This is a genomic window from Methylobacterium sp. J-048 (genome assembly GCF_022829515.1).
GTDB lineage: Bacteria > Pseudomonadota > Alphaproteobacteria > Rhizobiales > Beijerinckiaceae > Methylobacterium.
On the sequence record NZ_JAKSYL010000223.1, the window covers coordinates 95,910 to 116,738 of the forward strand.

General features: G+C 65.0%; 27 protein-coding genes and 2 pseudogenes. 18 read left to right on the forward strand and 11 right to left on the reverse strand.

Annotated elements, in window-relative coordinates; all coding sequences use genetic code 11:
* Positions 1–120: 120 nt before the first annotated feature.
* Genes MKL09_RS32390 through MKL09_RS21870 form a run of 3 tightly spaced genes read right to left on the reverse strand, consistent with a single transcriptional unit; the run spans position 121 to position 2,113 of the window.
* Positions 121–300 carry a helix-turn-helix domain-containing protein gene (locus MKL09_RS32390; RefSeq protein ID WP_409566962.1) on the reverse strand — a complete coding sequence of 60 codons (180 nt, stop codon included), beginning with the start codon at positions 298–300 and terminating at the stop codon, positions 121–123.
* Positions 301–326: 26 nt separating this feature from the next.
* On the reverse strand, positions 327–917 hold the full coding sequence (locus tag MKL09_RS21865) for a hypothetical protein (RefSeq protein WP_244023647.1): 591 nt from the start codon (positions 915–917) through the stop codon (positions 327–329).
* Positions 918–952: 35 nt separating this feature from the next.
* Positions 953–2,113, reverse strand: a complete 1,161-nt coding sequence (locus MKL09_RS21870; protein ID WP_279606046.1) for an alpha/beta fold hydrolase — start codon at positions 2,111–2,113, stop codon at positions 953–955.
* Between the two features lie 73 nt (positions 2,114–2,186).
* Here MKL09_RS21870 and MKL09_RS21875 point away from each other — a divergent pair, with 73 nt between their 5' ends.
* Positions 2,187–2,528, forward strand: a complete 342-nt coding sequence (locus tag MKL09_RS21875; protein WP_244023650.1) for a hypothetical protein — start codon at positions 2,187–2,189, stop codon at positions 2,526–2,528.
* Between the two features lie 171 nt (positions 2,529–2,699).
* Here MKL09_RS21875 and MKL09_RS21880 read toward each other — a convergent pair whose 3' ends face one another.
* Positions 2,700–3,497, reverse strand: coding sequence for a hypothetical protein (locus MKL09_RS21880; RefSeq protein WP_244023652.1), 798 nt, complete (start codon positions 3,495–3,497; stop codon positions 2,700–2,702).
* Positions 3,498–3,845: 348 nt separating this feature from the next.
* Here MKL09_RS21880 and MKL09_RS21885 point away from each other — a divergent pair, with 348 nt between their 5' ends.
* The 3 genes and pseudogenes from MKL09_RS21885 to MKL09_RS21895 all read left to right on the forward strand — a co-directional run.
* A complete protein-coding gene (locus tag MKL09_RS21885) occupies positions 3,846–4,499 on the forward strand; it encodes a hypothetical protein (RefSeq protein WP_244023654.1) in 654 nt (217 codons plus the stop codon).
* A gap of 150 nt (positions 4,500–4,649) precedes the next feature.
* A complete protein-coding gene (locus MKL09_RS21890; RefSeq protein ID WP_244023656.1) occupies positions 4,650–5,216 on the forward strand; it encodes a hypothetical protein in 567 nt (188 codons plus the stop codon).
* Positions 5,217–5,708: 492 nt separating this feature from the next.
* Positions 5,709–5,867, forward strand: a pseudogene (locus MKL09_RS21895) (DUF4113 domain-containing protein); the annotation flags it as partial.
* Between the two features lie 462 nt (positions 5,868–6,329).
* On the opposite strand, the gene MKL09_RS32080 reads toward MKL09_RS21895, so the two are convergent.
* The 4 genes from MKL09_RS32080 to MKL09_RS21905 form a co-directional block, all read right to left on the reverse strand.
* Positions 6,330–6,461 carry a hypothetical protein gene (locus tag MKL09_RS32080; RefSeq protein WP_279606047.1) on the reverse strand — a complete coding sequence of 44 codons (132 nt, stop codon included), beginning with the start codon at positions 6,459–6,461 and terminating at the stop codon, positions 6,330–6,332.
* A 96-nt stretch (positions 6,462–6,557) separates the two neighbouring features.
* Positions 6,558–6,686: a hypothetical protein gene (locus MKL09_RS32085; RefSeq protein ID WP_279606048.1), complete on the reverse strand. Its 129-nt coding sequence runs from the start codon at positions 6,684–6,686 to the stop codon at positions 6,558–6,560.
* The gene (locus tag MKL09_RS21900) at positions 6,679–6,834 is read right to left on the reverse strand and encodes a hypothetical protein (RefSeq protein ID WP_244023658.1); all 156 of its coding nucleotides are present in this window, start codon (positions 6,832–6,834) and stop codon (positions 6,679–6,681) included. Before MKL09_RS21900 ends, MKL09_RS32085 begins: the two co-directional genes overlap by 8 nt.
* 110 nt (positions 6,835–6,944) lie before the next feature.
* Positions 6,945–7,259 (reverse strand): hypothetical protein, encoded by a 315-nt coding sequence (locus MKL09_RS21905; protein WP_244023720.1) that lies wholly within the window; start codon positions 7,257–7,259, stop codon positions 6,945–6,947.
* Between the two features lie 472 nt (positions 7,260–7,731).
* Between MKL09_RS21905 and MKL09_RS21910 the strand changes: the two genes are divergently transcribed.
* From MKL09_RS21910 to MKL09_RS21925, 4 genes are all read left to right on the forward strand, one after another.
* Positions 7,732–8,076 carry a hypothetical protein gene (locus tag MKL09_RS21910; protein WP_244023659.1) on the forward strand — a complete coding sequence of 115 codons (345 nt, stop codon included), beginning with the start codon at positions 7,732–7,734 and terminating at the stop codon, positions 8,074–8,076.
* A gap of 672 nt (positions 8,077–8,748) precedes the next feature.
* A complete protein-coding gene (locus MKL09_RS21915; protein WP_244023661.1) occupies positions 8,749–9,537 on the forward strand; it encodes a hypothetical protein in 789 nt (262 codons plus the stop codon).
* A 223-nt stretch (positions 9,538–9,760) separates the two neighbouring features.
* Positions 9,761–10,261, forward strand: a complete 501-nt coding sequence (locus tag MKL09_RS21920; RefSeq protein WP_244023664.1) for a hypothetical protein — start codon at positions 9,761–9,763, stop codon at positions 10,259–10,261.
* A 109-nt stretch (positions 10,262–10,370) separates the two neighbouring features.
* The gene (locus tag MKL09_RS21925; protein ID WP_244023666.1) at positions 10,371–10,580 is read left to right on the forward strand and encodes a hypothetical protein; all 210 of its coding nucleotides are present in this window, start codon (positions 10,371–10,373) and stop codon (positions 10,578–10,580) included.
* Positions 10,581–10,802: 222 nt separating this feature from the next.
* On the opposite strand, the gene MKL09_RS21930 is transcribed toward MKL09_RS21925, so the two are convergent.
* A complete protein-coding gene (locus MKL09_RS21930) occupies positions 10,803–11,030 on the reverse strand; it encodes a hypothetical protein (protein ID WP_244023668.1) in 228 nt (75 codons plus the stop codon).
* Positions 11,031–11,090: 60 nt separating this feature from the next.
* A complete protein-coding gene (locus MKL09_RS21935) occupies positions 11,091–11,501 on the reverse strand; it encodes a hypothetical protein (protein ID WP_244023670.1) in 411 nt (136 codons plus the stop codon).
* Positions 11,502–12,252: 751 nt separating this feature from the next.
* On the opposite strand from MKL09_RS21935, the pseudogene MKL09_RS21940 reads away from it, so the two are divergent.
* The 3 genes and pseudogenes from MKL09_RS21940 to MKL09_RS21950 all read left to right on the forward strand — a co-directional run.
* Positions 12,253–12,384, forward strand: a pseudogene (locus MKL09_RS21940) (ubiquinol oxidase subunit II); the annotation flags it as partial.
* Positions 12,385–12,628: 244 nt separating this feature from the next.
* On the forward strand, positions 12,629–12,787 hold the full coding sequence (locus tag MKL09_RS21945; protein ID WP_244023672.1) for a hypothetical protein: 159 nt from the start codon (positions 12,629–12,631) through the stop codon (positions 12,785–12,787).
* Between the two features lie 80 nt (positions 12,788–12,867).
* Positions 12,868–13,269 carry a DUF983 domain-containing protein gene (locus MKL09_RS21950; RefSeq protein WP_244023722.1) on the forward strand — a complete coding sequence of 134 codons (402 nt, stop codon included), beginning with the start codon at positions 12,868–12,870 and terminating at the stop codon, positions 13,267–13,269.
* A gap of 72 nt (positions 13,270–13,341) precedes the next feature.
* Here the strand turns inward: MKL09_RS21950 and MKL09_RS21955 are convergent, their stop codons facing one another.
* Entirely contained in the window at positions 13,342–14,781 is a 1,440-nt protein-coding gene (locus tag MKL09_RS21955) for a PLP-dependent aminotransferase family protein (RefSeq protein WP_244023674.1), read from the reverse strand.
* A gap of 361 nt (positions 14,782–15,142) precedes the next feature.
* Between MKL09_RS21955 and MKL09_RS21960 the strand changes: the two genes are divergently transcribed.
* The 7 genes from MKL09_RS21960 (at position 15,143) to MKL09_RS21990 (ending at position 20,807) form a co-directional block, all read left to right on the forward strand.
* Complete coding sequence (locus MKL09_RS21960) at positions 15,143–15,625, forward strand: MSMEG_0572/Sll0783 family nitrogen starvation response protein (RefSeq protein WP_007558304.1); 483 nt, start codon at positions 15,143–15,145, stop codon at positions 15,623–15,625.
* Between the two features lie 65 nt (positions 15,626–15,690).
* The gene (locus tag MKL09_RS21965) at positions 15,691–16,767 is read left to right on the forward strand and encodes a Nit6803 family nitrilase (protein WP_244023676.1); all 1,077 of its coding nucleotides are present in this window, start codon (positions 15,691–15,693) and stop codon (positions 16,765–16,767) included.
* Positions 16,721–17,824, forward strand: coding sequence for an MSMEG_0568 family radical SAM protein (locus MKL09_RS21970; protein ID WP_244023724.1), 1,104 nt, complete (start codon positions 16,721–16,723; stop codon positions 17,822–17,824). Before MKL09_RS21965 ends, MKL09_RS21970 begins: the two co-directional genes overlap by 47 nt.
* Positions 17,821–18,366 (forward strand): MSMEG_0567/Sll0786 family nitrogen starvation N-acetyltransferase, encoded by a 546-nt coding sequence (locus MKL09_RS21975; RefSeq protein WP_244023679.1) that lies wholly within the window; start codon positions 17,821–17,823, stop codon positions 18,364–18,366. The genes MKL09_RS21970 and MKL09_RS21975 overlap by 4 nt, the downstream gene beginning before the upstream one ends.
* On the forward strand, positions 18,366–19,361 hold the full coding sequence (locus MKL09_RS21980; protein ID WP_244023680.1) for a sll0787 family AIR synthase-like protein: 996 nt from the start codon (positions 18,366–18,368) through the stop codon (positions 19,359–19,361). Before MKL09_RS21975 ends, MKL09_RS21980 begins: the two co-directional genes overlap by 1 nt.
* Positions 19,358–20,533: an MSMEG_0565 family glycosyltransferase gene (locus MKL09_RS21985; protein ID WP_244023682.1), complete on the forward strand. Its 1,176-nt coding sequence runs from the start codon at positions 19,358–19,360 to the stop codon at positions 20,531–20,533. Before MKL09_RS21980 ends, MKL09_RS21985 begins: the two co-directional genes overlap by 4 nt.
* Positions 20,526–20,807, forward strand: a complete 282-nt coding sequence (locus MKL09_RS21990; RefSeq protein WP_244023684.1) for an MSMEG_0570 family nitrogen starvation response protein — start codon at positions 20,526–20,528, stop codon at positions 20,805–20,807. Before MKL09_RS21985 ends, MKL09_RS21990 begins: the two co-directional genes overlap by 8 nt.
* The last annotated feature ends 22 nt before the right edge of the window (positions 20,808–20,829 follow it).

Sequence of the window (20,829 nt, forward strand, 5' to 3'; positions counted from 1 at the left end):
CGCCTGAGGCTTCCTCCATGCTCCTGATCGCAACCCTCATCGCGGGCACGTTTGCGCTCGCCAGCGCCTTTTCACTGCTCGCTTTGGTTCTAGCTGATTGAAGCGCTGTGTGAGCGGCTCTTAGTGCCGCTCGCCCGCCAAGCGCTCCAACGCCTGCCGCACGCGCTCCTCGAGGTGCTCTGCCCCGACACCCCGTTCCAAACGGCTGAGAGAACCCTGGGCGACGCCTGCCAATCGCGCCAGCTGGTGCTGTGTCAGGCTGAGGCTATGGCGAAGATCGCGGATCGGGGGCTGGGACATGGCCGATACTCAACTTCCGTCGACACCTATGCAGCCAGCGGTAGCTTGATTACGACCGGCGGCATCTCAGCAGCCTGCGCTATCGCTGCGCGGGCACTCCATGTCCTGAATGCATCGAGCCGACCGGCGAGGATCGTTGTTTCCAAGACCGAAGGCAGTGCCGTCTGCGGGCGTGGGGTGGTTGGCTTCTGATCGGACATCGCGGTACCCGCTGCTACACCGGCAGGCGTGCGCCCGATTGATTGCCGAGATGTCTCAAATCGAAGACCACGCGCGGATGTGATCTCGGCCGAGATACCTGCCGGCGGCTTGGCCGGCTTCTGGCCGATGCGGCCGGTGTCCATCGTGTAGTCCTTGCCACCGCGCGAGACGGTGCGGGGGGCATCTGCGGAATTCCGCAGATGCTGTTGGCCAAGCTCCTCTCGCATCCGTGTGACGGTCTTGCCATCCACCACGCACTGGCGGCCGATTTCGCGATCAGACCACTGCGACCACTCCTCGTCATCGAGAAGCATCAGCACGGCGCGGCGCTTGTCCGCGTTTGTGCGGCGCAGGCCGTGGGCCGCGTTGGCGCCGGCGCTGTGCAGGATGGCGACGCGCAAGCCGCCCTGGCGCACGTCGCACGGCAGCTCGCCCAGGCCCGCGTGCAGGCTTACTTCTCAGCGGAAACGGGCGGGTGCGGGTGATCCAAACCAGGAAGGCTGCTCAGAAACGCACCCAGCTGATCCGCCCATAGGTCGGCGTGAAAAATGCCGGCATGCCCCCAGCCGCCCGGCAGCAGCACGAATTTGCCTGAGGCGAGGTGTTCCACGGTCTCGCGCGTAACAGGCAGCTGCGACGGGTTCACTTGGTCATCAGCGAAATTGACGGCCAGCATCGGCACCTTGATGCGGGTCACGTCGGGCGCGGGGTCGTAGTCGGCCGAACTTTCGTAGTCGTACAGTGCATCCCCGGCATCGCGACCCCTGTATTGTGCCGTCAGCTCGTCTTCGTAGGCCAGCGTCTTGGCACGGTCTGGCCCGGCGGCCTGAAGCCGCTCGGGCGTCCCGACCATAAGCGCGAACATCAGCGCCGCGCTACGCGTCCAGGCGGTCGGAGGGTCCGCACGGTCGTAGTCGCCACCGCTCCACTTCGGGTCGCTGCGCACGGCGTCAGCCACGATCTGGCGCCACATCAGGTTTCGGCCGCTGATCTGTATTGGCATGCAGGCGATCGACATCACCGCATCCATTGCATCCGGGTGCTGCTCGGCCCAGAGCCACGTTTGCATGCCGCCCTGTGAAATGCCGGCGACGAGCCGCAGATGGTCGATGCCCATAGCCTGCAACATGGCATGCTGTGCCTCGACCTGATCGCGGTAGCCGTAGTGCGGGAAACGCCAGTGAAGGCCGTCTGACGGCTTGGTAGAGCCGCCGAAACCGATGCCGTCCGGCAGCACGACGTAGTAGCGCTTCACGTCCAGCGGCTGGCCCGGCCCGAACAGGTGGTTGGCGAGGGACGGCACAAGAAAGGTCTTACCGGTGCCGGTCGTGGCGTGGAGCAGCAGGACCGCGTTGGTGATCTTGCCGGCCGCGTCGCGCTGCGGTGTGCCGAGCGCGGTGTAGTGCAGGCGTAGCGGGGCAAGGCGCTCCCCGTTGCCGAATTTGAACTCGGGCAGATCCACGTCGCCGTCGTGCTGTACGGCTGACAGGTTAGGCGCAGCAGGCGCTACCGGCGCAGCAGCTGGCGGATCCGCACGGGCAGGCAGGACTGGCACCGAAAGTAGGAGGGAGGTTGCAAGGAGGGCACAGCGGTGCCTGTTCCGATCGTCCATGCGGCGTCCCACCCGTAATTTTGTTGGCCGAGCCTCTTTCAGGGGGAGAGCAACTGCAAGCCGTGATTGGTCTGTGAAGGTAACAACGCGCGCACCTGCCCAATGCAGCCGCCTTGGTAGGCTCCTTGCCCTCGGTCAGCTGCTGGTCGAGCGTGCGGCGGATCACGCCCGGATCGGCCGCCTCGGCGTCGCGCAGCTGGCGGGCCTCGTGCACCTGCTTACGGGTGAGGCCCAAGTCGGTGACGGCAGCCCTCATGTTCCCGTCAGGAACATGAGTGGCGTGCTGCCCCTGGACAGCCACTTCGCCCCGCTCCTGCGCGGCGTCGTACTCATCCGCGAGCCGGCGCTTGGCCTGCGTTTCGATCTCCGCGGCGTCAGCCGTGTTTTGGCGGGCAGCGGCTCGTGGGGTCATTAATCGGCAAGGCTCGAGTTCCTGTTCGATGTGCGACGCCGTTTACGACAAGGTACTGTCACAGGAGTTTGCAGCCTACACAGGCAAATCTGCACCCGAACTTCGCTCCGGCAAGGTGGCGGGGTTTTTGCGTTTCAGCGCACCCAACTGGTGCGAGCCGGGCGATGCATGAGGTCAGTCGACCAAAAGCTCGATTGGTCGTCCGTGAACGTTCAGTACCCGCTCCGTCACCCGCGTAGGCCGGTACTCGTCTATGATTGCTTGCAGCGCCGCGGCGTTCCGCTCGAAAAATCGTGCCGCATTAGACCCCGGCGCATCGCCGCCCGTAGCCAGCAAGTACAAAGCCCGGGTCCTGATCTGCCCTATGAGCTGCGGGAACTCCGGCAAATCCTTGTAGGCGTTTACCAGGTTGTAGAGATTTTGCTTCACATCCTGATCGCTGTATCTCAACATGCAGTCGGCGTTCATCTCGCAGCTTTTGGTCAGGCCATCTGCTAGACCACCAAGAACGCGCTTCGTTGTTAATCGATAATACTTGACGATCTGATCGTCGGGAATGTTGGTAAAATTTTCGAACCAATAATCTACGCTACTTGGCTCGCCGCGCGTTATGTTGAGGCATGAAATGAGATTGTCGCGTTGATGATAGGAAATATATTGATGCCAAAAGAGGGAAGGCAGAGCAAAAAGCACGCATGCGTATAAGAAGTCCGCCTTGATACCCAATGAACTCGCGCCGACGATGAGTGCTGAGATGAAAAGCTGCGCGATGCCGTAACGCGCGTCCGTTCTCTGTTCGACCTGACTGCGAAGCAATTGCAGATTAAACCCGAAATGAGCTTCAGAATTACGCAGAATTGCGTTGTCTTTGTTCCACACCAGTGCCTTTGCTAGAAACAGCGCACCACCAAAGTCCCAGGACAAGCTGCTCGCAGAGATCCAATTGATGCTGCTCGGATCGAACTCAATCATCGTGGCGGTCCAGTAAGGCTCGGCGGCTCTCCTTGCACTTGTCTGCAAAAAACAAAAGCCCTGCTTGGCTTGAGGCGGGCTCGGCAGGGCGAAGGGAAGCGGCGATGTCGCCCTTCGTAGGTAACAGGACCGGGCGTCCCGGCGGCCGGGGTGTTCGGCAACCCCCAGTCGGTCTCCGCGTCGCGCAACTGCCGGACCTCGTGGATCGCCTTATGGGTCAGGCCGAGGTCCGAGACAGTGGCTAGGGGCATGTTCCCGCCCGGAACATGCCCTGCCGACCCCGGATTGTGCTGTCGGGTCTGCGCCTCACGCCTCTCCCGAGCTGCATGCTTCTAAACGGTCTCGCCTATGTCTAAGTTCATCGCGCACGATCTGGCCGGTTTGCTATTAGGGCGCTCGGCAAACGCGAACCAAGAATTACAACCTAAATGGATGCAGGTCTACGGGCGCCTCTCAATTATGGCGCCGCTGAGTTTTATTAACCAAAACGATTACTACATCGACCTAGTTTTAAGGAAAATGGAAGGCGAGCTATCCATCATAATAGAAGAAGAATTTAAGAATCCCGCTTGCAAATTGGCCGAAACATACATGATGGCGGGGATCGCCCAGGATACGATGACGAAAATGTGGGTTCTAAGTACATACGAGATAATACGCATAGCAAGGGCGTCTGATGCGGGAAAAAACAATGACAGACTTGATGAGCTATATAGATTGTTAACTTTGGTTCGGATGCCGCTCGCCAAGGGGGAGATCGCGGCAGAACGTCACTTGCCAGATCAGTTGGTGCTCGAACGCGTCGGCGACGGTTATACTCAAAACAGTCAGTATATCAAAAATTCGACAAAAAATTACATCCCGGCATCTTTCATCCGATCATTAACAGGTTCAATAGGTTGGCACGTCGTGCAGTCAAAACCACTAGCCAGCATCGAGATAACTCGCCGCGAATTATCAGATCTGATGCTGAATCTATTCGAAGAAGCCCCGGTTGATTGATTAAAATCTCGATTTGATAATCGTAATTTGCCCGCTCAAGTCACATCAAAAAGCGCAGGACAGCGGACGGCTCAATTGAGCTTGCGCGCCCGCCACTTCGGTGCGGATTCCTCGTAGCCTCTAAGTTGTCTGAAAAGGGAAAGCACGGAAATGTCAACGCCGAAGTATTACAATCCAGAATTTGATGGGCTGGTAAAGGCGATTGGGCGGGTCGCCAGTATGTATTCTGATGTCGAGTTCGCTCTTAGCGAAACGCTATGGCTTCTAATGAACGTCGAGCGAAAAATTGGGGCATGCTTGACCGCTCAGATGATTGGTCCAGGCCCACGCTTCCGCGCGCTAATGTCTTTGTTAGCGTTGCGCGATGCGCCGCCAGAGCTTTTGAAAGCAACACGGGAGTTAAAGGACCAGGTGTCGAGCATCGCGGCAAAGCGAAACCGTGTCGTCCACGATCCATGGGGACGAAACCCGGATGGCGACTTTCACCGCATCCACCTCACAGCTGATCACAAATTAGATTTCAGCTTCAAGACTGAAACGATCGCGGATTTGGACAAGTTGTACGACGACATTGTGCAGGTACGCAGAGGCCTGAGCCGCTATCGTCTCCTTCTCGAAAGGTTGCTTCCTCAGTGGCCGCGGCGCCAGTTCGACGAATCGCCCGGCATCCGAACCTACCTCATGGACGCGGAGGCGAACGGAGACAGCGAGGATTGAGCGCCCTTGCTTTTCTGAGGTGTTGCGCGCCGCCCATCGGCCCCTACGAGGTTAGGAAGCCCGCACCCGAGCCAACCGCCACCCCGCTTTCCGCCGACAAACCCTCAAGCCAATCGCGCTTAGCTTCGGCCTGAGGGCCTCCAGGGCAGCCCGTAGCGCTGCCTCATCGTCCCACCGGCCGGCCATTAGGGACGGCACGGGATGCCGTCCCCGGCCTACTAGGACCTCCTGGGTACGCAGGAGAGCCCCCCGCAGCCTACAGCGCCAAGAAGGCTGATTGGGAGCATGGCGGCCGGACCCACGGTGCAGAGCCGCCTGGCCGGCGGCTTTAGCCCAATGGGCACCTCATCGCAGACTCGATCGACCTCGCCCCGAGGCCGGGATCAGGGGAATGGCAGTGATGGACGAGCGCACCATCCACGAGTTGCACGGACTGGATTACCTGACGCTGGCGCCAATCAGCCAGTTGGATCTGGAGCTGGCAAGCAGCACATAGCGACCATGGATGCCTGCAACGCGCGCTGGGGCCGCGGGGCCGTGGTGCCCGCCCGGGCGGGGCTGGTGGCCAAGCGGGGGTGGAACACCAAGTTCGAGATGCGCACGCCGCGCTACACCACCCAGGTGGGCGAGCTGCCGGTGGCGCACGCCTGATGATGGCGGGCCGCATCCAGCCATGGTGTGGAAGCGCACCTGAGAGCTGAAACAGTACCACTTATGCGCGGGCCACAACCTACGGGCGGTTGTTCGCTGCACTTTAGGTGCATAGGTCGATGCTGTGGGACGGCGACGGCGTCGCGGTCCTGCAGCCCTCCCAAGGGCGTTTCCTCCCAAGACTTCGGGCCGCTCCTTCGGGGGTGGCCTTTTTTCTGCCCAGGCACCTGCTAAAGCAGCGCTTCCCCCGCTGATGTGCCCGAGGCGTTCGCGACACCACACGGTGCTGTTGCGGGTGGACACGCGATGACAGGTGATGTGCGGGCCAGTTCCTTGCGCCTCGCCCTTGAAGCCTTGGCCGGGCGATCGCGTGAGGGTTGGCGCATGCGGGGGAACTGGACACCGCGGGGCGCCAGCCCACGGCCTGTTATTGCGGCTGGTACGTGATGATGTTGGTGCAGATCAGCGCCGCAGCACCTCGATCCAGGCCTTCACCGGATCGACCACGAAGGCGACGTACGCTGCCCAAGTCCGTGCCCAGCCGTGAACGGACATATCGGCGTTCTCGGGGCGAGCCGCCATCAGGGCGGCCACATATTGATCCTCGTGGGCCTTGCAATCGTCCAGGGCGTTCCGCTCCCGGCCGGATCGGCTGCCTATCTCTGGCTGCCGGTCGTACGCCTCGCGCACTCAGCTGTGCCAAGCTTTCTCCATGGCTGGCAGGTCGGCCGGCTCGGCCGCCAGGGCTGAGGCCGGCCCGATACCCGCGAGGGCGAGAACCAGGGCCAAGCCCTGGATCTGTGCCGCCCAGTTATTCACCGGACGCACCACCCGACATGACAAAAGCCATGTCGCCCATAGCCCTCTGCAACTCGTTGTGAGCCGCGCTGTCTGCCAGCACCAAAAGGCTGACCAGCATGAGCGCGACGAGGATAGAGCGGCGGATGGTGAGCGTGGGGATAAGCATGGGGAGCGCCTCAAGGAGACGCTCGCACCGTAGCTGAGCCGCGATGCACTGGCTGCTACGCCTTAAGCACACCAGGTACGAAAAGCGAACGCCCGGCGCCTGGTCTCAGCTTACTGGCAGACGCGGACGCGACGAATGTGCTCATCGCCGTACGGGTCGATGTAGCCGCGGCGCTCGAAGTGGCAGACCGGGCCCACCTCTTCCTCAACGTAGACCGGGGCCGGCGCGCGGTAGACCGGGCGGCCGGGATAGTAGCCGTTGTTCGCCGAGGCGATCGCGCTGCCGGCGACGACGCCCCCGAGCAGGCCGAGTGCAGCGGCACCACCGACGCCGATGCCGTCACGGGCCTGCGCAGCTGGCTGGGCTCCGCACAGGACAACTGTGGCCAGGGCGGCCGTGCCGACAGTCTTTAGATATCCACGCATCATCCGACCTTCACGATGTGCAGGCGGCTCCGCGCGCTGTTGCTGCGCGGAGCCGCATCCACCGGGGCTGCCCGGTGCGGCCGCCGGATCGACGGCCAAGGTCAGGGTGAATGTGGGTCGTTAACGAAGCCGTGCTGGAAGGCGCGGTCTCAGGATCACGCTTTTGTGCGGGATGCCCCCCACGAGCCCAGGCACCACGATGGCATGTCCATGCTTCGTGTTTGTCGCCCGTGACCCAAAAAATATGCGCTGCGCATATGTTGCACACTAATCAAGTTATTATTAGTCTATCTTGATTTTAGATCTGCTGTCGCGATCTGTCTTACTTCATGTGCCATAAACACGGATCATGTTTATAACATTACAGGATTTTCGTTGTTGACTTGATCGGATAGTTATCGATAATATCCATAGTGCGGTAAGTGCAGGCTGTTAAACCGACACTGAGACTGTACGAGGGAGTACCATTGTTATGGATTTGCATAAAAGGCTGGATGTAACGTTAGAACTGCTGGCCGATTTGGATGCCGGAAATTATTGCGGTGACGAGGATCAGCCGATGCTCGATTTTATCGAGATCCTGAACGGCACGGCCCGCGATCCAATCGAAACCGACGATCAGTTGCGGATCCTACACAAGGGGATCGCGTACTTGATGCAGACCGAGTCTGATGCGCCCCGTTACTCGATAGAGGCCGCGTTGGACATCGCTATAAGGGAGGCCATCACCGGGGCGCCGAACCCGTTGCAGGGTGCCTTGCTGGCCCTGGTGCGGCACCAAATGCGCGGCCACCGTATCAATCCGCTAGACGCTTAAGGCACCCTCGCCAGCAAACGGTACGGGCCGGCCCCCATGAAGGGCCAGCCCGTCCGCCGTTCGGTCTCGGCATTGGCGAGGCCGGAGCGACGTACCATCGGACCACATCGGAGTAGATGCCGACACTCCTACCAAAGGCGTAGGCCGGTGCTCTTACCGCCATGCCGCGCCGCGCGGGACGGTTCAACCAAGCGATGATGCCAGTCAGGATCTTAAGGCGCGGCCCGGGCCCTCCAGGGGCCGGGCCGCCTGCCGCATGCCTTGATAGTCACCGACATCACCGGGGGCCATCGTTCCGGCGGCCTGACTTCACGATGATCGTTGTGGTCAGTATCCGACGCCTTCTGGTCGGCGTCGGCAAGACTAGCCGCGCTCGGATACATGGACGGTCTTGAGCCACGCGCCGGCAGACGCTACGCCAAGGGCCTGTGCAACTCGCGCAGGAGATGTAGCCCCCGCGGTAGACCCCCGAAAAGCAACGGCCCCCCAGTCGCCAAACTGAGGGGCCGTCAACCGATCTCAAGAGACCAGCGGCTCTCGCAATCCGACAGTCTCACGTGCCCCACCAAGGGTCAAGGCAGAGCGCCCGTTCTGCCATCGGTTCTGCTCGCCTGGATGCCCGCGCCGCGCCAAGCGCGCGGGCGCTGCCGCGCACCCCGAGGTGCGTGATCAATGTCGCTCGTCTATTTGCAACTGCGCGCCGCCGTTGAGGCGGCCGCGCCGAACAAGCTCGCCACAGTGATGTCGGCGATCGCGCAGGCATACGGCGCTGGCGGCCTGACGGATGATGAGTACGAGCAGCTGGATGGCCTGCTGGCCGTCCACCGGCGCGTAGCGCAGGCAGTACCCACCAGGGCGCAGCCCCTGGCGCTGGTAGTTGCCCAAGCGGTATCCGCAGCTGCCCCTCCCCCGCGACGGGAGGGGACAGCGCCTGCCCGCGCGCACTCCCGCATCGGATCACGGCCCCGCACCCCGGAGAGCAAGGCCAGGCGCCGGCACTGGGCGGCGGCCGGGTTTCTGCCCCCCAAGCTGGCCGCATCTTTTACCCAGGGCGAGCAGGCGGTGCTGGCGGTGGTGGGCAAGGAGATCGCCACCAAAGGGCGCTGCACGCTGGCTGTGGGGCACATCGCGGCCCTGGCCGGCGTCAGCACCACCACCGTGCGCCGGGCGATGCGCCAGGCCGCCCTGGTGGGCCTGGTGGCCATCGAGACCCGGCGCGTGACCGGCTTCCGCAACGACACCAACCGCATCACGATCGCCAGCAGCGAGTGGGCCAGCTGGCTGCGTCTGCGCCTGCCCCGCAGCGCCCGGGCTGATCTGGGTATAGCCTCGCAATTTGCGGTGGGCACGGATACCGGCGTTAGATCTAAGGGGGCTGCAGACCGATTTAGGCCGGCGCAGGGGCCCGTTGCACGTGCGCAGCGCCCCACGCGGCCTGCGGTGCGGGGTGCAGTCGCCTAGCCCGGCCGCTTGAGCCGCGGGAAAGGCCCGCGGCCGGTCCAGGCTCTTGGGGGTTGGAGCTCAATCCGGGGCCCGCGCGGCCAGCGAGACCGACCAAATGCTGCCGGGGGGCAGCGGGCCACCCCAGCCGCGCGGGTCGGTGAGAATCGTGCGCGGGTCGTACACCGCCCGTGGCCATGCCGTGGCATCATGCAGCCAAACGGTATGGCGAACGGGGGTCAGCATGGTGCCCAGCGAGTACATCGAGACCGTAGTGCTCCCGACCCTGCTGGATTACCTGCGCGCACCCAACGATCGGCGACTGGCCTACCTCTCGGCCATCTCAGCATACCACGTGATGGATTACGTGATGCGCACCGCCTCCCTAGCCGCCCGGCCCGCCCGGGACGCAGAGTACAACCGCATCCAGGATGAAATCATTGCGCTGTGCCCCGATGCCTTCAACATCGTGGAAGGCATCTGCAACGGCACAAAACACTGCGGCCGTGACGATCCCAAGAAGGCCCAGTTCACGCCGGGTGATGAGACCCTTAGCCGACCCTTTGGGTTCGGCCCGGGCTTCGCTGGTTTCGGGGAGGGGACGTTCGGGCCACAGCGGATCCTGGTCGAGCACAACGGCAGGCAACACGTCGTAGACGAGGCGGTCGTGCAATTCCTGCGCGCCTGCCAGAATGCCTTCCCCACGCATCTCGCCGGCATTGATCTATCCGGCTTGCATGTCTGAGCCTTGGCCGGCCGAGCCGCCGCCCTGGCGATCTTGGCCGCTCGGACACGGTTGAGGCGAGGCCTCCGCACGGCGACATGCGGCCCCTCGATGCGGGGCAGAGCCTCGGATGAGCGATATCGTGGCCGCTGTGCTGCTGGCGCTCACTGCCGAGAACGCTGAGCTGCGCGAGCAACTGGCCTCGGTCCCTGACATGCTGGTCGAGACCGCGATCGACGCCGGGAACATGCACGCGCTCGTAGAGGCCATGCGGACCGAACGCGATGCATGGCAGGCCGAGGCCGAACGGCTGGGGGCACGCACGGTGCTGATGGCGTGATCGGGGACAAGCAGGCACACGCCTGCTACAGCAGCGCTTCCCCCTGCTGATGTGCCCGAGGTGTTCGCGACACCACACGGCACTGTTGCAGGCGGGCACGCGACGACAGGCGCAACCGGGCCAGTTCCCTGGGGCTCGCCCGTGATGCCTTGGCCGGGCAGCCGCGTGAGGGTCGGCGCAGTGCGGGGGAACTGGACACCGCAAGCGCCGGCTCACGGCCCATTATTGCAGACGGCTTGATCCTGTGTTGGCTCTGATCCAGCGGGGCGAGAGAATGTCACCGTCCTCCGTGATGATCCAGGGCTGCGCGTTCTCGGCGTCTATGGCTCGAGCGGCGGCGGCTAATGCCTCTCGCAAGGTCGCGAACGTATACTCCTTCGCAACCTGAGCCGGATAATGGCTCGGCCAGATGGTCAGTTCAGCGCGCCTATCGAGATCAGCCGGCGTCATGCGTCCGTCAATTCAATTGTCGGGCACGCTCACTACCACTGTTGGCTCAAAATAGGCAAATTACCTATTCATACCCTTAATATCTCGGGTTTGCGCTTCAACAGCCGAAGGCAAAGTGGGCAATGCGTTCTTTCGTATTCGCAGTCTCGCCTTGCGGCGGCAGATCCTCAAGCCGATCGCGTCGAGCTTCGGTGCCAACCCAGCGAGGGCTTCGCGCAACGCCGCCTTATCCGACCATCCGCCGGCCGCCATCAGCACCGTGGGAAGGTGCCGACCGCCAACCGCCAGGGGCATAAGCGTGTGCATCACGCGCTCGCTCGTGCCAAGGCCGCCGGTCGGACCGCGCAGCACTAGGGCATCGAGGTCGGCGGCGAACAACCTCCCCGCCGGCGGCTTGAGCCCGGGCTGAACCTGCCCGCGCAGGACCCGGGCAGCCTCGGCTGTCCTGGCGGCCTCCTTGGCCTTGGCCATCAGGCGGGCAATGGTCCGGCTCGATGGCGGATAAAACGATCGGTTCGGCCGGCTGATCTGATGCCCGGATTACGCACCGGATGATGTGGTCGCCCTCGGCCGGGTCCGCCTGGGCGGCCCGGCCTACCGCCTAAACCAACGTGCCATAATCCCGTTGCCGCGCCATGGCTCGCTGGCTGTTCTCCATCGGTCTCATCCTCATTTTGATCGGTGTGGCTGTCGCCCACTGGGAGGCGTCGGCGCCTGCCCCGGGTACGGCGACTGGATCGACCCGAACGCCAGCCCGGGAGGCGAGCCCTAATCCTGGTGGGGATGCAGAGGCACCCACAGCGCCTGAACCGTAGACCTAGGGCGGCAGTGGGCAGTAGCCGCACCGCTTTTTACTGCAGTCCCGCTGGCCCGCGTTCATCCACCAACCGCTCCAGCGCGGTCACTACGCGGGTGCTATCGTTGCCGTCTGGGCTATCGCCTGGGGCATCCGCTTCCGACCCTTCTCTGACTTTCGGAACGTCTGCTTGCCGGCAGTCTGAGGGGCCGCGGATGACCTAATCTGGCCGAGAGCGACCCGTCCGCTTTCGGCGTTGGAAGCCAAGAAGCAGACCTTTGTTACGGCTCAGTTACTAGTTACAAATGATTCGACGCAGACATCGAGCCTGGATCATTCCGGACGCCGCTTTAATACAGGTACGCAATTGCTGTAATACGGCTGCATTCTGAACGGGCAGCTCGATGATTTAGCCATGCGGCCGCCGACGGCGTCCTGGGCCGGATCACAATCTGTGAGGCCGCGGCACCGTATTCGAGCTCAGTCTTACTGCTGGTCGGCGCGTCCGTCCTGATCCCAGTCATCCTGGCCTACTCGTATTGGGTCGTCTGCGGGTAGGTCGACGCCGTGTGGTATCACTGATGGGTGCCACCTCCGCTCCTCAATACGAAGCTCCGCTATGGCGCCGCTTGGTGTGGTTCGCCTCGCTGTGGGCCGGAGCGTCCTCTCGCTTGGGTTCGGCGCCGGCGTCCTGAGGGCTTGGCTGAAAGCGGGCTTACGTAGCGTCCTTTGACTCCGGCCGCTTCCCTCACCAGAGTTGGGCGTTCCATGTTGGCAAAGTTCGAAGCCGGATGGTGAGGGGATGAGGTTCGCCCTTGCACAGGGGGCTACCATCGCGATGGCCATGCTCTCCTTCGCGACGGCGCGGTTCTTGACTCCTGCCGGCTTCGAGCATGCGGCACGGGACTGCTTCCTGGCCGCCGCTTACGCAACCGTAATCATCCTGCTCGTCGCGCGCTAACGCGGGCCTTGTACGGAGACATCGCGATGCTGCGCATCGCTGCCGGCGCCGGCGCGTTGCACCATCGGAGAGAAGCCCGCATGGCTGAACCATCCTATGCCGAGCAGTCACCCATCGGGGTGGCGATGCGAAGCCGATGCCCGCGTTGCGGACGAGGCCATTTGTTTGACGGATTCCTCAACCTTGCACCCCGCTGCGATGTGTGTGGCCTGGATTACGGGTTCGCCGACCCGGCCGATGGCCCGGCCTTCTTCGTTATGATGACGGCTGCAGTTCCTGCGACGGCATTCGGTATTTGGCTCGAACTCACCTACTCGCCGCCCCTGTGGGTACATGCCGTCACGACGTTGCCCATCGTGCTGATTGCCTGCACGGTGCCGCTTCGGTTCTTCAAGGGCTGGCTCGTCGCCGAACAGTACATCCGCAAAGCCGAGGAAGGACGCATCGCGCGGCCCGGCGCCTCCACTCGCGATCCGACCTAGCCCAGGTCGAAGAAGGTAGCCACGAGCGCGATCAGGGGCTCAAGCTGTTCACTCAAGTCAGTGGAGCGTGGCTCAAATGTAGGTCGAGGCAAGAGCCGGTGAGCCTTCGAGCGCGTGGGCAAGCACCTCGAGGCCGTGCGTGATCTGCTGCCGGGTCGCGGGTCCGCCGAGACAGAGGCGCACTGCCTCAGGCGGCGTCCCCGCCACGCAGAACGGGTCGCTGCCGACGACGCCCAGGCCCGCAGACCGCCCTTGGCTGGCGAAAGCCGAGCGCGTCCAGCCCTCCGGTAGCGTGATCCAGACGTGGAAGCCGTGCGGGTCGGCGGTGTAGGTCCCGGTCGGAAGCAACGCTGCCACGATGCGTTGGCGAGCGGCGGATTCCTCCCGGACGAACTGCACGATGGCGTCCGCTGTACCGTCCATGATCCAGCGCGTCGCCAGCGTAGTCGAGATCGGCGATGCCATGACGGTCGCTGCGCGCAGGGAGCCTGCGAGCGGAAGGGCTGTGCGGGCACTCGGGGCCACCAGGAAAGCGAGGCGAAGCCCGGCTCCCAGGCACTTCGCCAGGCCGGCCACGTAATAGGTAATCTCCGGCGCCAACTCGGCGAAGCTGGGTGGCGGCGCCGGGCAGATGCGCGCGTAGGCATCATCCTCAATGATGCTGACGGCATAGCGCCGCGCCACCGCGATGATCGCCTCCCGTCGGGCTCGGGGTAGGCTCGCCGTGGTCGGGTTCTGCAGCAGGGGATTCAGGTAGATCGCTTTCGGCGCGACCTTCGTGCAGGCGGCAGCGAACGCGTCGGGGTCGACCCCGTGCCGGTCCATCGGCAAGTCGACGAGACGCAGTCCCAGATGCGCCGCGAGCGCGCGAATGCCAGGATAAGTGATACGCTCGGCGCAGATGGTGTCCCCCCGCCGGGCTACCTGGCCCAGCACGCTGAACAGGGCACTGTGCGCGCCCGGGCAGATCAGCAGACGCTCTCGCGTCGTGTCTATCCCGCGGCCCTTCAGCCATCGCAGAGCCGCTTCCTTGTCGTCATCGGTCCCGCCGAAGCCCTGATAGCGCAGCAGGTTAGCGAGGTCACCGGACAGCTCGGCGAACGAGGCTTGCATGCGCGCTTGCAGGGCCGGCGTGTCGGGCTCGGGCGGCAGGTTCATGGTGAAGTCGACCGGCCCAACCCGCGGCGCGCTGGCGCTCCCGCCTGAACGGGCAGAGCGGGCCGGATCGAACACGAAGGTGCCCTGGCCGACCCGCCCCTCGATCAGGCCGCGCTTGTGCGCCTCGACATAGCCGCGAGACACGGTTGTGAAGTTCAGGTCGAGCGCTTCGGCGAGCGCGCGCTGGGTCGGCAGGCGCGTACCAGGCGTCAAACGCCCCGTGCGGATGTCGTCCGCCAGCGCCTCCGCGATTGCGAGGTAGTGCGGCTTACCCCAGCGCTTCAGGTCCGGTGTCCAGGTCCCGAGGGCCAGATTATCGCCGCTGGCTCGCCCCACTCGTTCAGTCGCCTTCATCCGCTCCGCACCTTCGCCACCAACATGCGATCAATGTCTGATTGTATGGCTAGCAAGCGTCGTACCGCGACGTTACCTCAGGAACCGAGCTCACGTCATCCATACAATACGATCAATCTCTGAGCCTCAAATGTGCATTTGATGACTAGAAAATAGTCGCATTGTGCTATCTGTTCGAGCGTCGCCCCAGGGGCTGACGAGATCTTCGTCGACCTTATTGATCGCAAAATTGTATTCATCTCCCTAGCGAGGATTGATCGGTTCATTGATCGACGGCGTCTGGCACACCGCTTGCCATGGATGGCATGTGACCATCGATAGCTTCGCCTGTCGCGGTCCGGTCCTTCGAGGAGCGAAACAAATGCCTGCCGTGAACCGCGAACACCACAAGAAGGGCGACTTCCTGGTCGACTACGAGGAAAAGGTCTTCGAGGATGTGAAGGCCGAGCCGGGCCAGAAGGCGCTCGTCACCTTCCACACCGTCGCGTTCGAGGGCTCCATCGGCCTCGTCAACCTGCTCCAGGCCACCCGCCTCCAGCGCAAGGGCTTCGAGACCTCGATCCTGCTCTACGGCCCGGGCATCACGCTGGGTGTCCAGCGCGGCTTCCCGCGGCTCGGCGACGAGGCCTTCCCGGGCCACCTCAACTTCAACAACCAGCTTGAGAAGTTCATGGCTGAGGGCGGCAAGGTCTACGCCTGCCGGTTCTCCACTCAGGCCCTCTACGGCCACGGCGAGGCCGCCTTCATCGAAGGCATCCGCATGATCAACCCGCTCGACGTGCTCGACTGCATCCTTCTGCACAAGCGCGACAACGCGGTGATCATCGACACCTGGACCGTCTGACCGGCCGCGCAGTGCATCCGGCGGCCGCGCGTGATGCGGCCGCCGTTCCAGCCGGAGGATCATCCATGTCAGAGACTCGGATCGTGCGGGCCGCCGCCGTCCAGATCGCGCCGGACCTCGACCGGCCGGACGGCACCCTGGAGCGCGTGCTCAACGCCGTCGACGAGGCCGCTGCCAAGGGCGCGCGGTTCATGGTCTTTCCCGAGACCTTCGTCCCCTACTACCCCTACTTTTCCTTTGTGCTGCCGCCGGCGATGCAGGGGGCGGAACACCTGAAGCTCTACGAGCGGGCGCCGACCGTGCCCGGACCCGTGACCCAGGCAGTCGCGGCGGCCGCGCGCCGGCACGGCGTCGTGATCGTGCTGGGCGTGAACGAGCGCGACCACGGCTCGCTGTACAACGCGCAGCTGATCTTCGATGCCGACGGCTCGCTGAGGCTCAAGCGCCGCAAGATCACCCCGACCTATCATGAGCGCATGATCTGGGGTCAGGGCGACGGTGCCGGCCTTGCCGTGGTGGAGACGGCGGTGGGCCGCGTCGGCGCGCTCGCCTGCTGGGAGCACTACAACCCGCTCGCCCGCTACGCCCTCATGGCGCGCCACGAGGAGATCCACGCGGCCCAGTTCCCGGGCTCGCTCGTCGGCCAGATCTTCGCCGACCAGATGGAGGTGACGATCCGCCACCACGCCCTGGAGGCGGCCTGTTTCGTGGTCAACGCCACCGGCTGGCTCACCGACGAGCAGGTCGCGCAGGTCTGCCCGGACGAGCGCCTGCGCGGGGCCTGCCGGGGCGGCAACTGCACCGCCATCGTCTCGCCCGAGGGCAAGCACCTCGCCGAGCCGCTGGGGCCCGGCGAGGGCATCCTGATCGCCGACATGGACCTGGCGCTGGTGACCAAGCGCAAGCGCATGATGGACTCGGTCGGCCATTACGCCCGGCCCGAGCTCCTCAGCCTCCTCCACGACGACCGTCCGGCCTCGTTCGTGCAGCAGCCGGCCCGTTCGCAGACCGCCTCCCGGAGCCTCGACCATGAGCAGCAGCCCGCTTCTGACGAATCAACCCTTCTACCCGCTGGCCGTGGCGGGCCTGGTCGGGATGCCGACGGAGCGCCTGATCAACGCGTTGCAGTCCTACGGGGTTAGGCTCGCCGACAGCCGCGCCGGGGCGCCGAGCCGCCGCGGCGGGGCCGGTCCGTCGGACCACAAGGCCATGACCATCGCGGGCCGGACCGTGATGGTGCCGGTCCACACCGAGAGCGCCTTCGACTCGCCCTTCCTCGTGCGCCGGCCGGACGCGGACGGCGTGTCGGTGATCGAGCACGAGGGCGTCGTGATCGGCCAAGCGACCTTCCCGGGCAAGCCGCGCTTCTACGCGCTCTCGACCTTCGACGGCGTGCCCTACTCGAAGATCGCCGTGCTGCACGGGCGGGACGTGCTCGCCACCACCGTGCTCCAGACCTGCATTCGCTACGCCAGCCGCACCAAGACCTGCCAGTTCTGCTCCATCGGCCAGTCCCTCGCCGCTGGGCGTACCGTAGCGCACAAGAGCCCGGAGCAGCTGGCCGAGGTCGCCCGCGCCGCCGTGCTGCTCGACGGCGTGAAGCACATGGTGATGACCACTGGCACGCCGAACGCCACCGACCGGGGCGCCGCCGTGCTGTGCGAGAGCGCCTTCGCCGTGAAGGCGGCGGTCGACCTGCCGATCCAGGCTCAGTGCGAGCCGCCAGACGATGACCGCTGGTTCGAGCGCATGAAGGCTTCCGGGATCGACGCGCTCGGCATGCATCTCGAAGCGGTCACGCCGGAGGTGCGGGCCAGGATCATGCCCGGCAAGGCGGCGGTGCCTTTGGAGCGGTACTATGAAGCCTTCGAAGCCGCCGTTCCGGTCTTCGGGCGCGGGCAGGTCTCGACCTACATCCTGGCCGGCCTGGGCGACACGCCAGAGGCCATCCTGACGATGGCCGAGCGCCTGATCGGGATGGGCGTCTACCCGTTCGTGGTGCCGTTCGTGCCGATCTCCGGCACCCCGCTGGAGAGCCACCCGGCGCCAGGCCCCGACTTCATGCACGACATCCTGCAGCCACTCGCCGACATGCTGGCTGGGGCGGACCTGCGCTCGACCGACATCAAGGCCGGCTGCGGCCGTTGTGGCGCCTGCTCGGCGCTCTCCACCTACGAGCGCGCCGGGGTAGCGGCATGATCCTCGAACCCGTCCCGCCGTACAGGCCGAGCCACTTCCACGTGAAGTTCGCAGTCGCCCCCTGGGAGCGTCGCGCCTGCGCGGCCCTGCGCCGCCAGGTTTTCTGCACGGAGCAGGGCATTTTCGCGGACGATGATCGCGACGCCATCGACGCGCACGCCATCCCGATCTGTGCCCTCTCGACGTTGGGTGCTGACGCGGACGCTGTCGTCGGCACGGTCCGCATCCATGAGGTGGCCGAGCGGCCCGGAGAGTGGTGGGGCTCACGCCTTGCCGTCGCCAAGCCCTTCCGCGGCACGGCCGCTCTAGGTGCCGGGCTGATCCAGGTCGCCGTCTCCTCGGCCCACGCAAGTGGTTGCACCCGTTTCCTGGCCCACGTGCAAGAGCGGAACGTACCGCTGTTCCAGGCCCTGCACTGGGCGAGCCTCGATACGGTGGACCTGCACGGGCGGCTCCATCACCTGATGCAGGCGGACCTCGCGGCCTACCCGCCGATGCACGACCCCGAGCATGGGCTCGTCACCTTCCTTAAGGCCGCGTGATGACGGTCGGTTTCGACATCGAATCCCTGGCCTGTCAGATCCGCGAGGCGCGCGGGGTTGCCCACAAGCGCGACATCGACGCCGTGGTCGCGCGGCTCGGGGTAGGAAGCCGGCACGCGGCGGTGCCGGTCGGCGACGATTGCGCCGCCATTCCCGACGGCGGGGGCCACCTGCTGTTCGCCATCGAGGGCTTCCTCGACGGCTTCGTCGCGGCCGACCCCTACTTCGCTGGCTATTGCGGGATTATGGTCAACCTGAGCGACATCGCCGCCATGGGCGGGCGCCCGCTCGCCGTCGTCGATGCGCTGTGGAGCCAGGACGCGGCGGGGGCGGACCCGATCCTGGCCGGCCTGTCCGACGCCGCTGCGCTCTACGGCGTCCCCGTTGTGGGCGGTCACACCAATACCCGCGCCACCTCCGGCAACCTCGCGGTCGCAGTGCTCGGCCGAGCTGGACCGCACCTCCTGACGAGCTTCGACGCGGCACCGGGCGACGACCTCGTCGCGGCGATCGACCTGCGCGGCCGCTTCCGAGAGCCACACCCGTACTGGGACGCCTCTACCGGCAGTCCGGGCGAGCGCCTGCGCGACGATCTCGCGCTGCTGCCGGGGCTCGCGGAGGACGGACTGTGCCGGTCGGCCAAGGACATCAGCATGGCGGGTGTCGTCGGCACGGCGCTGATGCTGCTCGAATGCTCGGGGGTCGGCGGCGTCATCGACCTCGACGCGATCCCGCGCCCCCCCGGCGTCCCGCTCGACCGCTGGCTGACCGCCTTCCCGAGCTTCGGCTATCTCCTCAGCGTGCGTCCCGACCGCACGCCGTCTGTGCTCGCGCGCTTCGCCGAGCGCGGGATCGCTGCCGCCGGGATCGGGCGCCTTGACGCGAGCCGGGTCGCCTGGGTCCGTGGCGGCGCAGGGGACGAGGCCGTGGTCTGGGACTTCGTCGCCGGTCCGCTGATCGGCTGTGGCCAGGATAGAGCGGGGGCCGCCTCATGACGGCCCTGCGCATCGCCATCCTCACCCACTCCACGAACCCTCGGGGCGGGGTCGCGCATTGCCTCGCGCTGGCCGAGGCGCTGTGCACGCTCGGGCATGAAGCGGTGGTCCACGCACCTGACCCGTCCGGGCGCGGCTTCTTTCGCGCTGCCGCTTGCCCGACGGTATCGGTGGCCGCAAAGCCGATCGCCGGCACGACGGTCGAACTCGTGCGGGCTCGCATCGACGATTTCCTGCGCCACTTCGCGTCGCCCGCCGCCTGTGACTTCGACGTCTTTCATGCCCATTGTGGCATCGGTGGCAACGCCCTCGCGACGCTCAAGCACCGCCGCCTTATCCCGGGCTTCGTTCGCACGATCCACCATGTCGACAGCTTCTCCGACCCGTTGCTCGCGGAGTGGCAGGATCGCTCGATTCAAGAGGCTACGCGCCTGCTCAGTGTCAGCCGCGCGTGGGCTGACCGGATCGAGGACGGTTTCGGTACGAAGATCGGCGTTGTTGGCAACGGAGTGGACCTGTCAATCTACCGAGAGGCACCGACCGAGGTCGACGCGATCGTGCGGGAGCGCTGGGGCATCGGTGTCGGGCCGATCGTTCTGAGCGTTGGCGGCTTCGAGGAGCGCAAGAACACGGCCGGGATCATCGAGGCTTTCGCGCTCCTGCGTCGGCGCCACCGGCAGGCGCAACTCGTGGTCGTAGGCGGCGCATCGCTCCTCGACCACGCATCCTACGACGCCCGCTGCCGCGCCACACTAAGCGCATGCGGGCTTGCGGTCGGGCGCGGCGAGGCGGTGATCGCTACCGGTCCGGTCTCCCAGGACGAAATGCCGGCCTTCTATCGCCGAGCGGACGTTCTCGCCTTTCCTTCCTGGAAGGAGGGCTTCGGCCTCTGCGTGCTGGAGGCGATGGCCTGCGGCACCCCGGCAATCGTCTCTCGCATGCCGCCCTTCACCGAGTACCTCCAGAGCGACGACGCCCTCTTCGTCGATCCGGGCGATCCCCGTGACATCGCCGACGCCATGACGGCCGCCCTGGCACCGATGACGCGCGCAAGCCTACGCGCTGCCGGTGCGGCCCGGGCCGCCGCCCATTCCTGGCGCGCCTGCGCCGAGCGTCACCTCGCTACCTACGCGGCATGCGCCCGCGTCGAACGGGAGCCGATCCATGCCTGAGATGCACTTCCACGTCCGCTGGCCCGATGGGCGGCGTGAGGCCTGCTACTCGCCCTCCCTCGTCGTGAAGGACTTCCTCACGCCGGGCGAGAGCTATGCCCTCGACGACTTCGTCGAGAAGACGCGCACGGCCCTCACCATCGCCAGCGATCGGGTGCGGGAGAAGTACGGCTTCGCGTGCTCGTCGGCCCTGGACCAGCTCGCCCGCATCGAGGCCGCCGCGAAGCGGCAAGCTTCCGACGGCAAAGTCACCGTCGAGTCCTTCGAACCCTGAACCACGACACCCGGACACCCAC

Bases quoted from the DNA above. Each gene is read 5' to 3' on its own strand.
- MKL09_RS32390 (WP_409566962.1), bottom strand. From the start codon at position 300: ATGTCCCAGCCCCCGATCCGCGATCTTCGCCATAGCCTCAGCCTGACA.
- MKL09_RS21870 (WP_279606046.1), bottom strand. From the start codon at position 2,113: ATGGACGATCGGAACAGGCACCGCTGTGCCCTCCTTGCAACCTCCCTC.
- MKL09_RS21880 (WP_244023652.1), bottom strand. From the start codon at position 3,497: ATGATTGAGTTCGATCCGAGCAGCATCAATTGGATCTCTGCGAGCAGC.
- MKL09_RS21885 (WP_244023654.1), top strand. From the start codon at position 3,846: ATGTCTAAGTTCATCGCGCACGATCTGGCCGGTTTGCTATTAGGGCGC.
- MKL09_RS21890 (WP_244023656.1), top strand. From the start codon at position 4,650: ATGTCAACGCCGAAGTATTACAATCCAGAATTTGATGGGCTGGTAAAG.
- MKL09_RS21900 (WP_244023658.1), bottom strand. From the start codon at position 6,834: ATGCTTATCCCCACGCTCACCATCCGCCGCTCTATCCTCGTCGCGCTC.
- MKL09_RS21905 (WP_244023720.1), bottom strand. From the start codon at position 7,259: ATGCGTGGATATCTAAAGACTGTCGGCACGGCCGCCCTGGCCACAGTT.
- MKL09_RS21910 (WP_244023659.1), top strand. From the start codon at position 7,732: ATGGATTTGCATAAAAGGCTGGATGTAACGTTAGAACTGCTGGCCGAT.
- MKL09_RS21915 (WP_244023661.1), top strand. From the start codon at position 8,749: ATGTCGCTCGTCTATTTGCAACTGCGCGCCGCCGTTGAGGCGGCCGCG.
- MKL09_RS21920 (WP_244023664.1), top strand. From the start codon at position 9,761: ATGGTGCCCAGCGAGTACATCGAGACCGTAGTGCTCCCGACCCTGCTG.
- MKL09_RS21925 (WP_244023666.1), top strand. From the start codon at position 10,371: ATGAGCGATATCGTGGCCGCTGTGCTGCTGGCGCTCACTGCCGAGAAC.
- MKL09_RS21930 (WP_244023668.1), bottom strand. From the start codon at position 11,030: ATGACGCCGGCTGATCTCGATAGGCGCGCTGAACTGACCATCTGGCCG.
- MKL09_RS21935 (WP_244023670.1), bottom strand. From the start codon at position 11,501: ATGGCCAAGGCCAAGGAGGCCGCCAGGACAGCCGAGGCTGCCCGGGTC.
- MKL09_RS21945 (WP_244023672.1), top strand. From the start codon at position 12,629: ATGAGGTTCGCCCTTGCACAGGGGGCTACCATCGCGATGGCCATGCTC.
- MKL09_RS21950 (WP_244023722.1), top strand. From the start codon at position 12,868: ATGGCTGAACCATCCTATGCCGAGCAGTCACCCATCGGGGTGGCGATG.
- MKL09_RS21955 (WP_244023674.1), bottom strand. From the start codon at position 14,781: ATGAAGGCGACTGAACGAGTGGGGCGAGCCAGCGGCGATAATCTGGCC.
- MKL09_RS21960 (WP_007558304.1), top strand. From the start codon at position 15,143: ATGCCTGCCGTGAACCGCGAACACCACAAGAAGGGCGACTTCCTGGTC.
- MKL09_RS21965 (WP_244023676.1), top strand. From the start codon at position 15,691: ATGTCAGAGACTCGGATCGTGCGGGCCGCCGCCGTCCAGATCGCGCCG.
- MKL09_RS21970 (WP_244023724.1), top strand. From the start codon at position 16,721: ATGCCGACGGAGCGCCTGATCAACGCGTTGCAGTCCTACGGGGTTAGG.
- MKL09_RS21975 (WP_244023679.1), top strand. From the start codon at position 17,821: ATGATCCTCGAACCCGTCCCGCCGTACAGGCCGAGCCACTTCCACGTG.
- MKL09_RS21980 (WP_244023680.1), top strand. From the start codon at position 18,366: ATGACGGTCGGTTTCGACATCGAATCCCTGGCCTGTCAGATCCGCGAG.
- MKL09_RS21985 (WP_244023682.1), top strand. From the start codon at position 19,358: ATGACGGCCCTGCGCATCGCCATCCTCACCCACTCCACGAACCCTCGG.
- MKL09_RS21990 (WP_244023684.1), top strand. From the start codon at position 20,526: ATGCCTGAGATGCACTTCCACGTCCGCTGGCCCGATGGGCGGCGTGAG.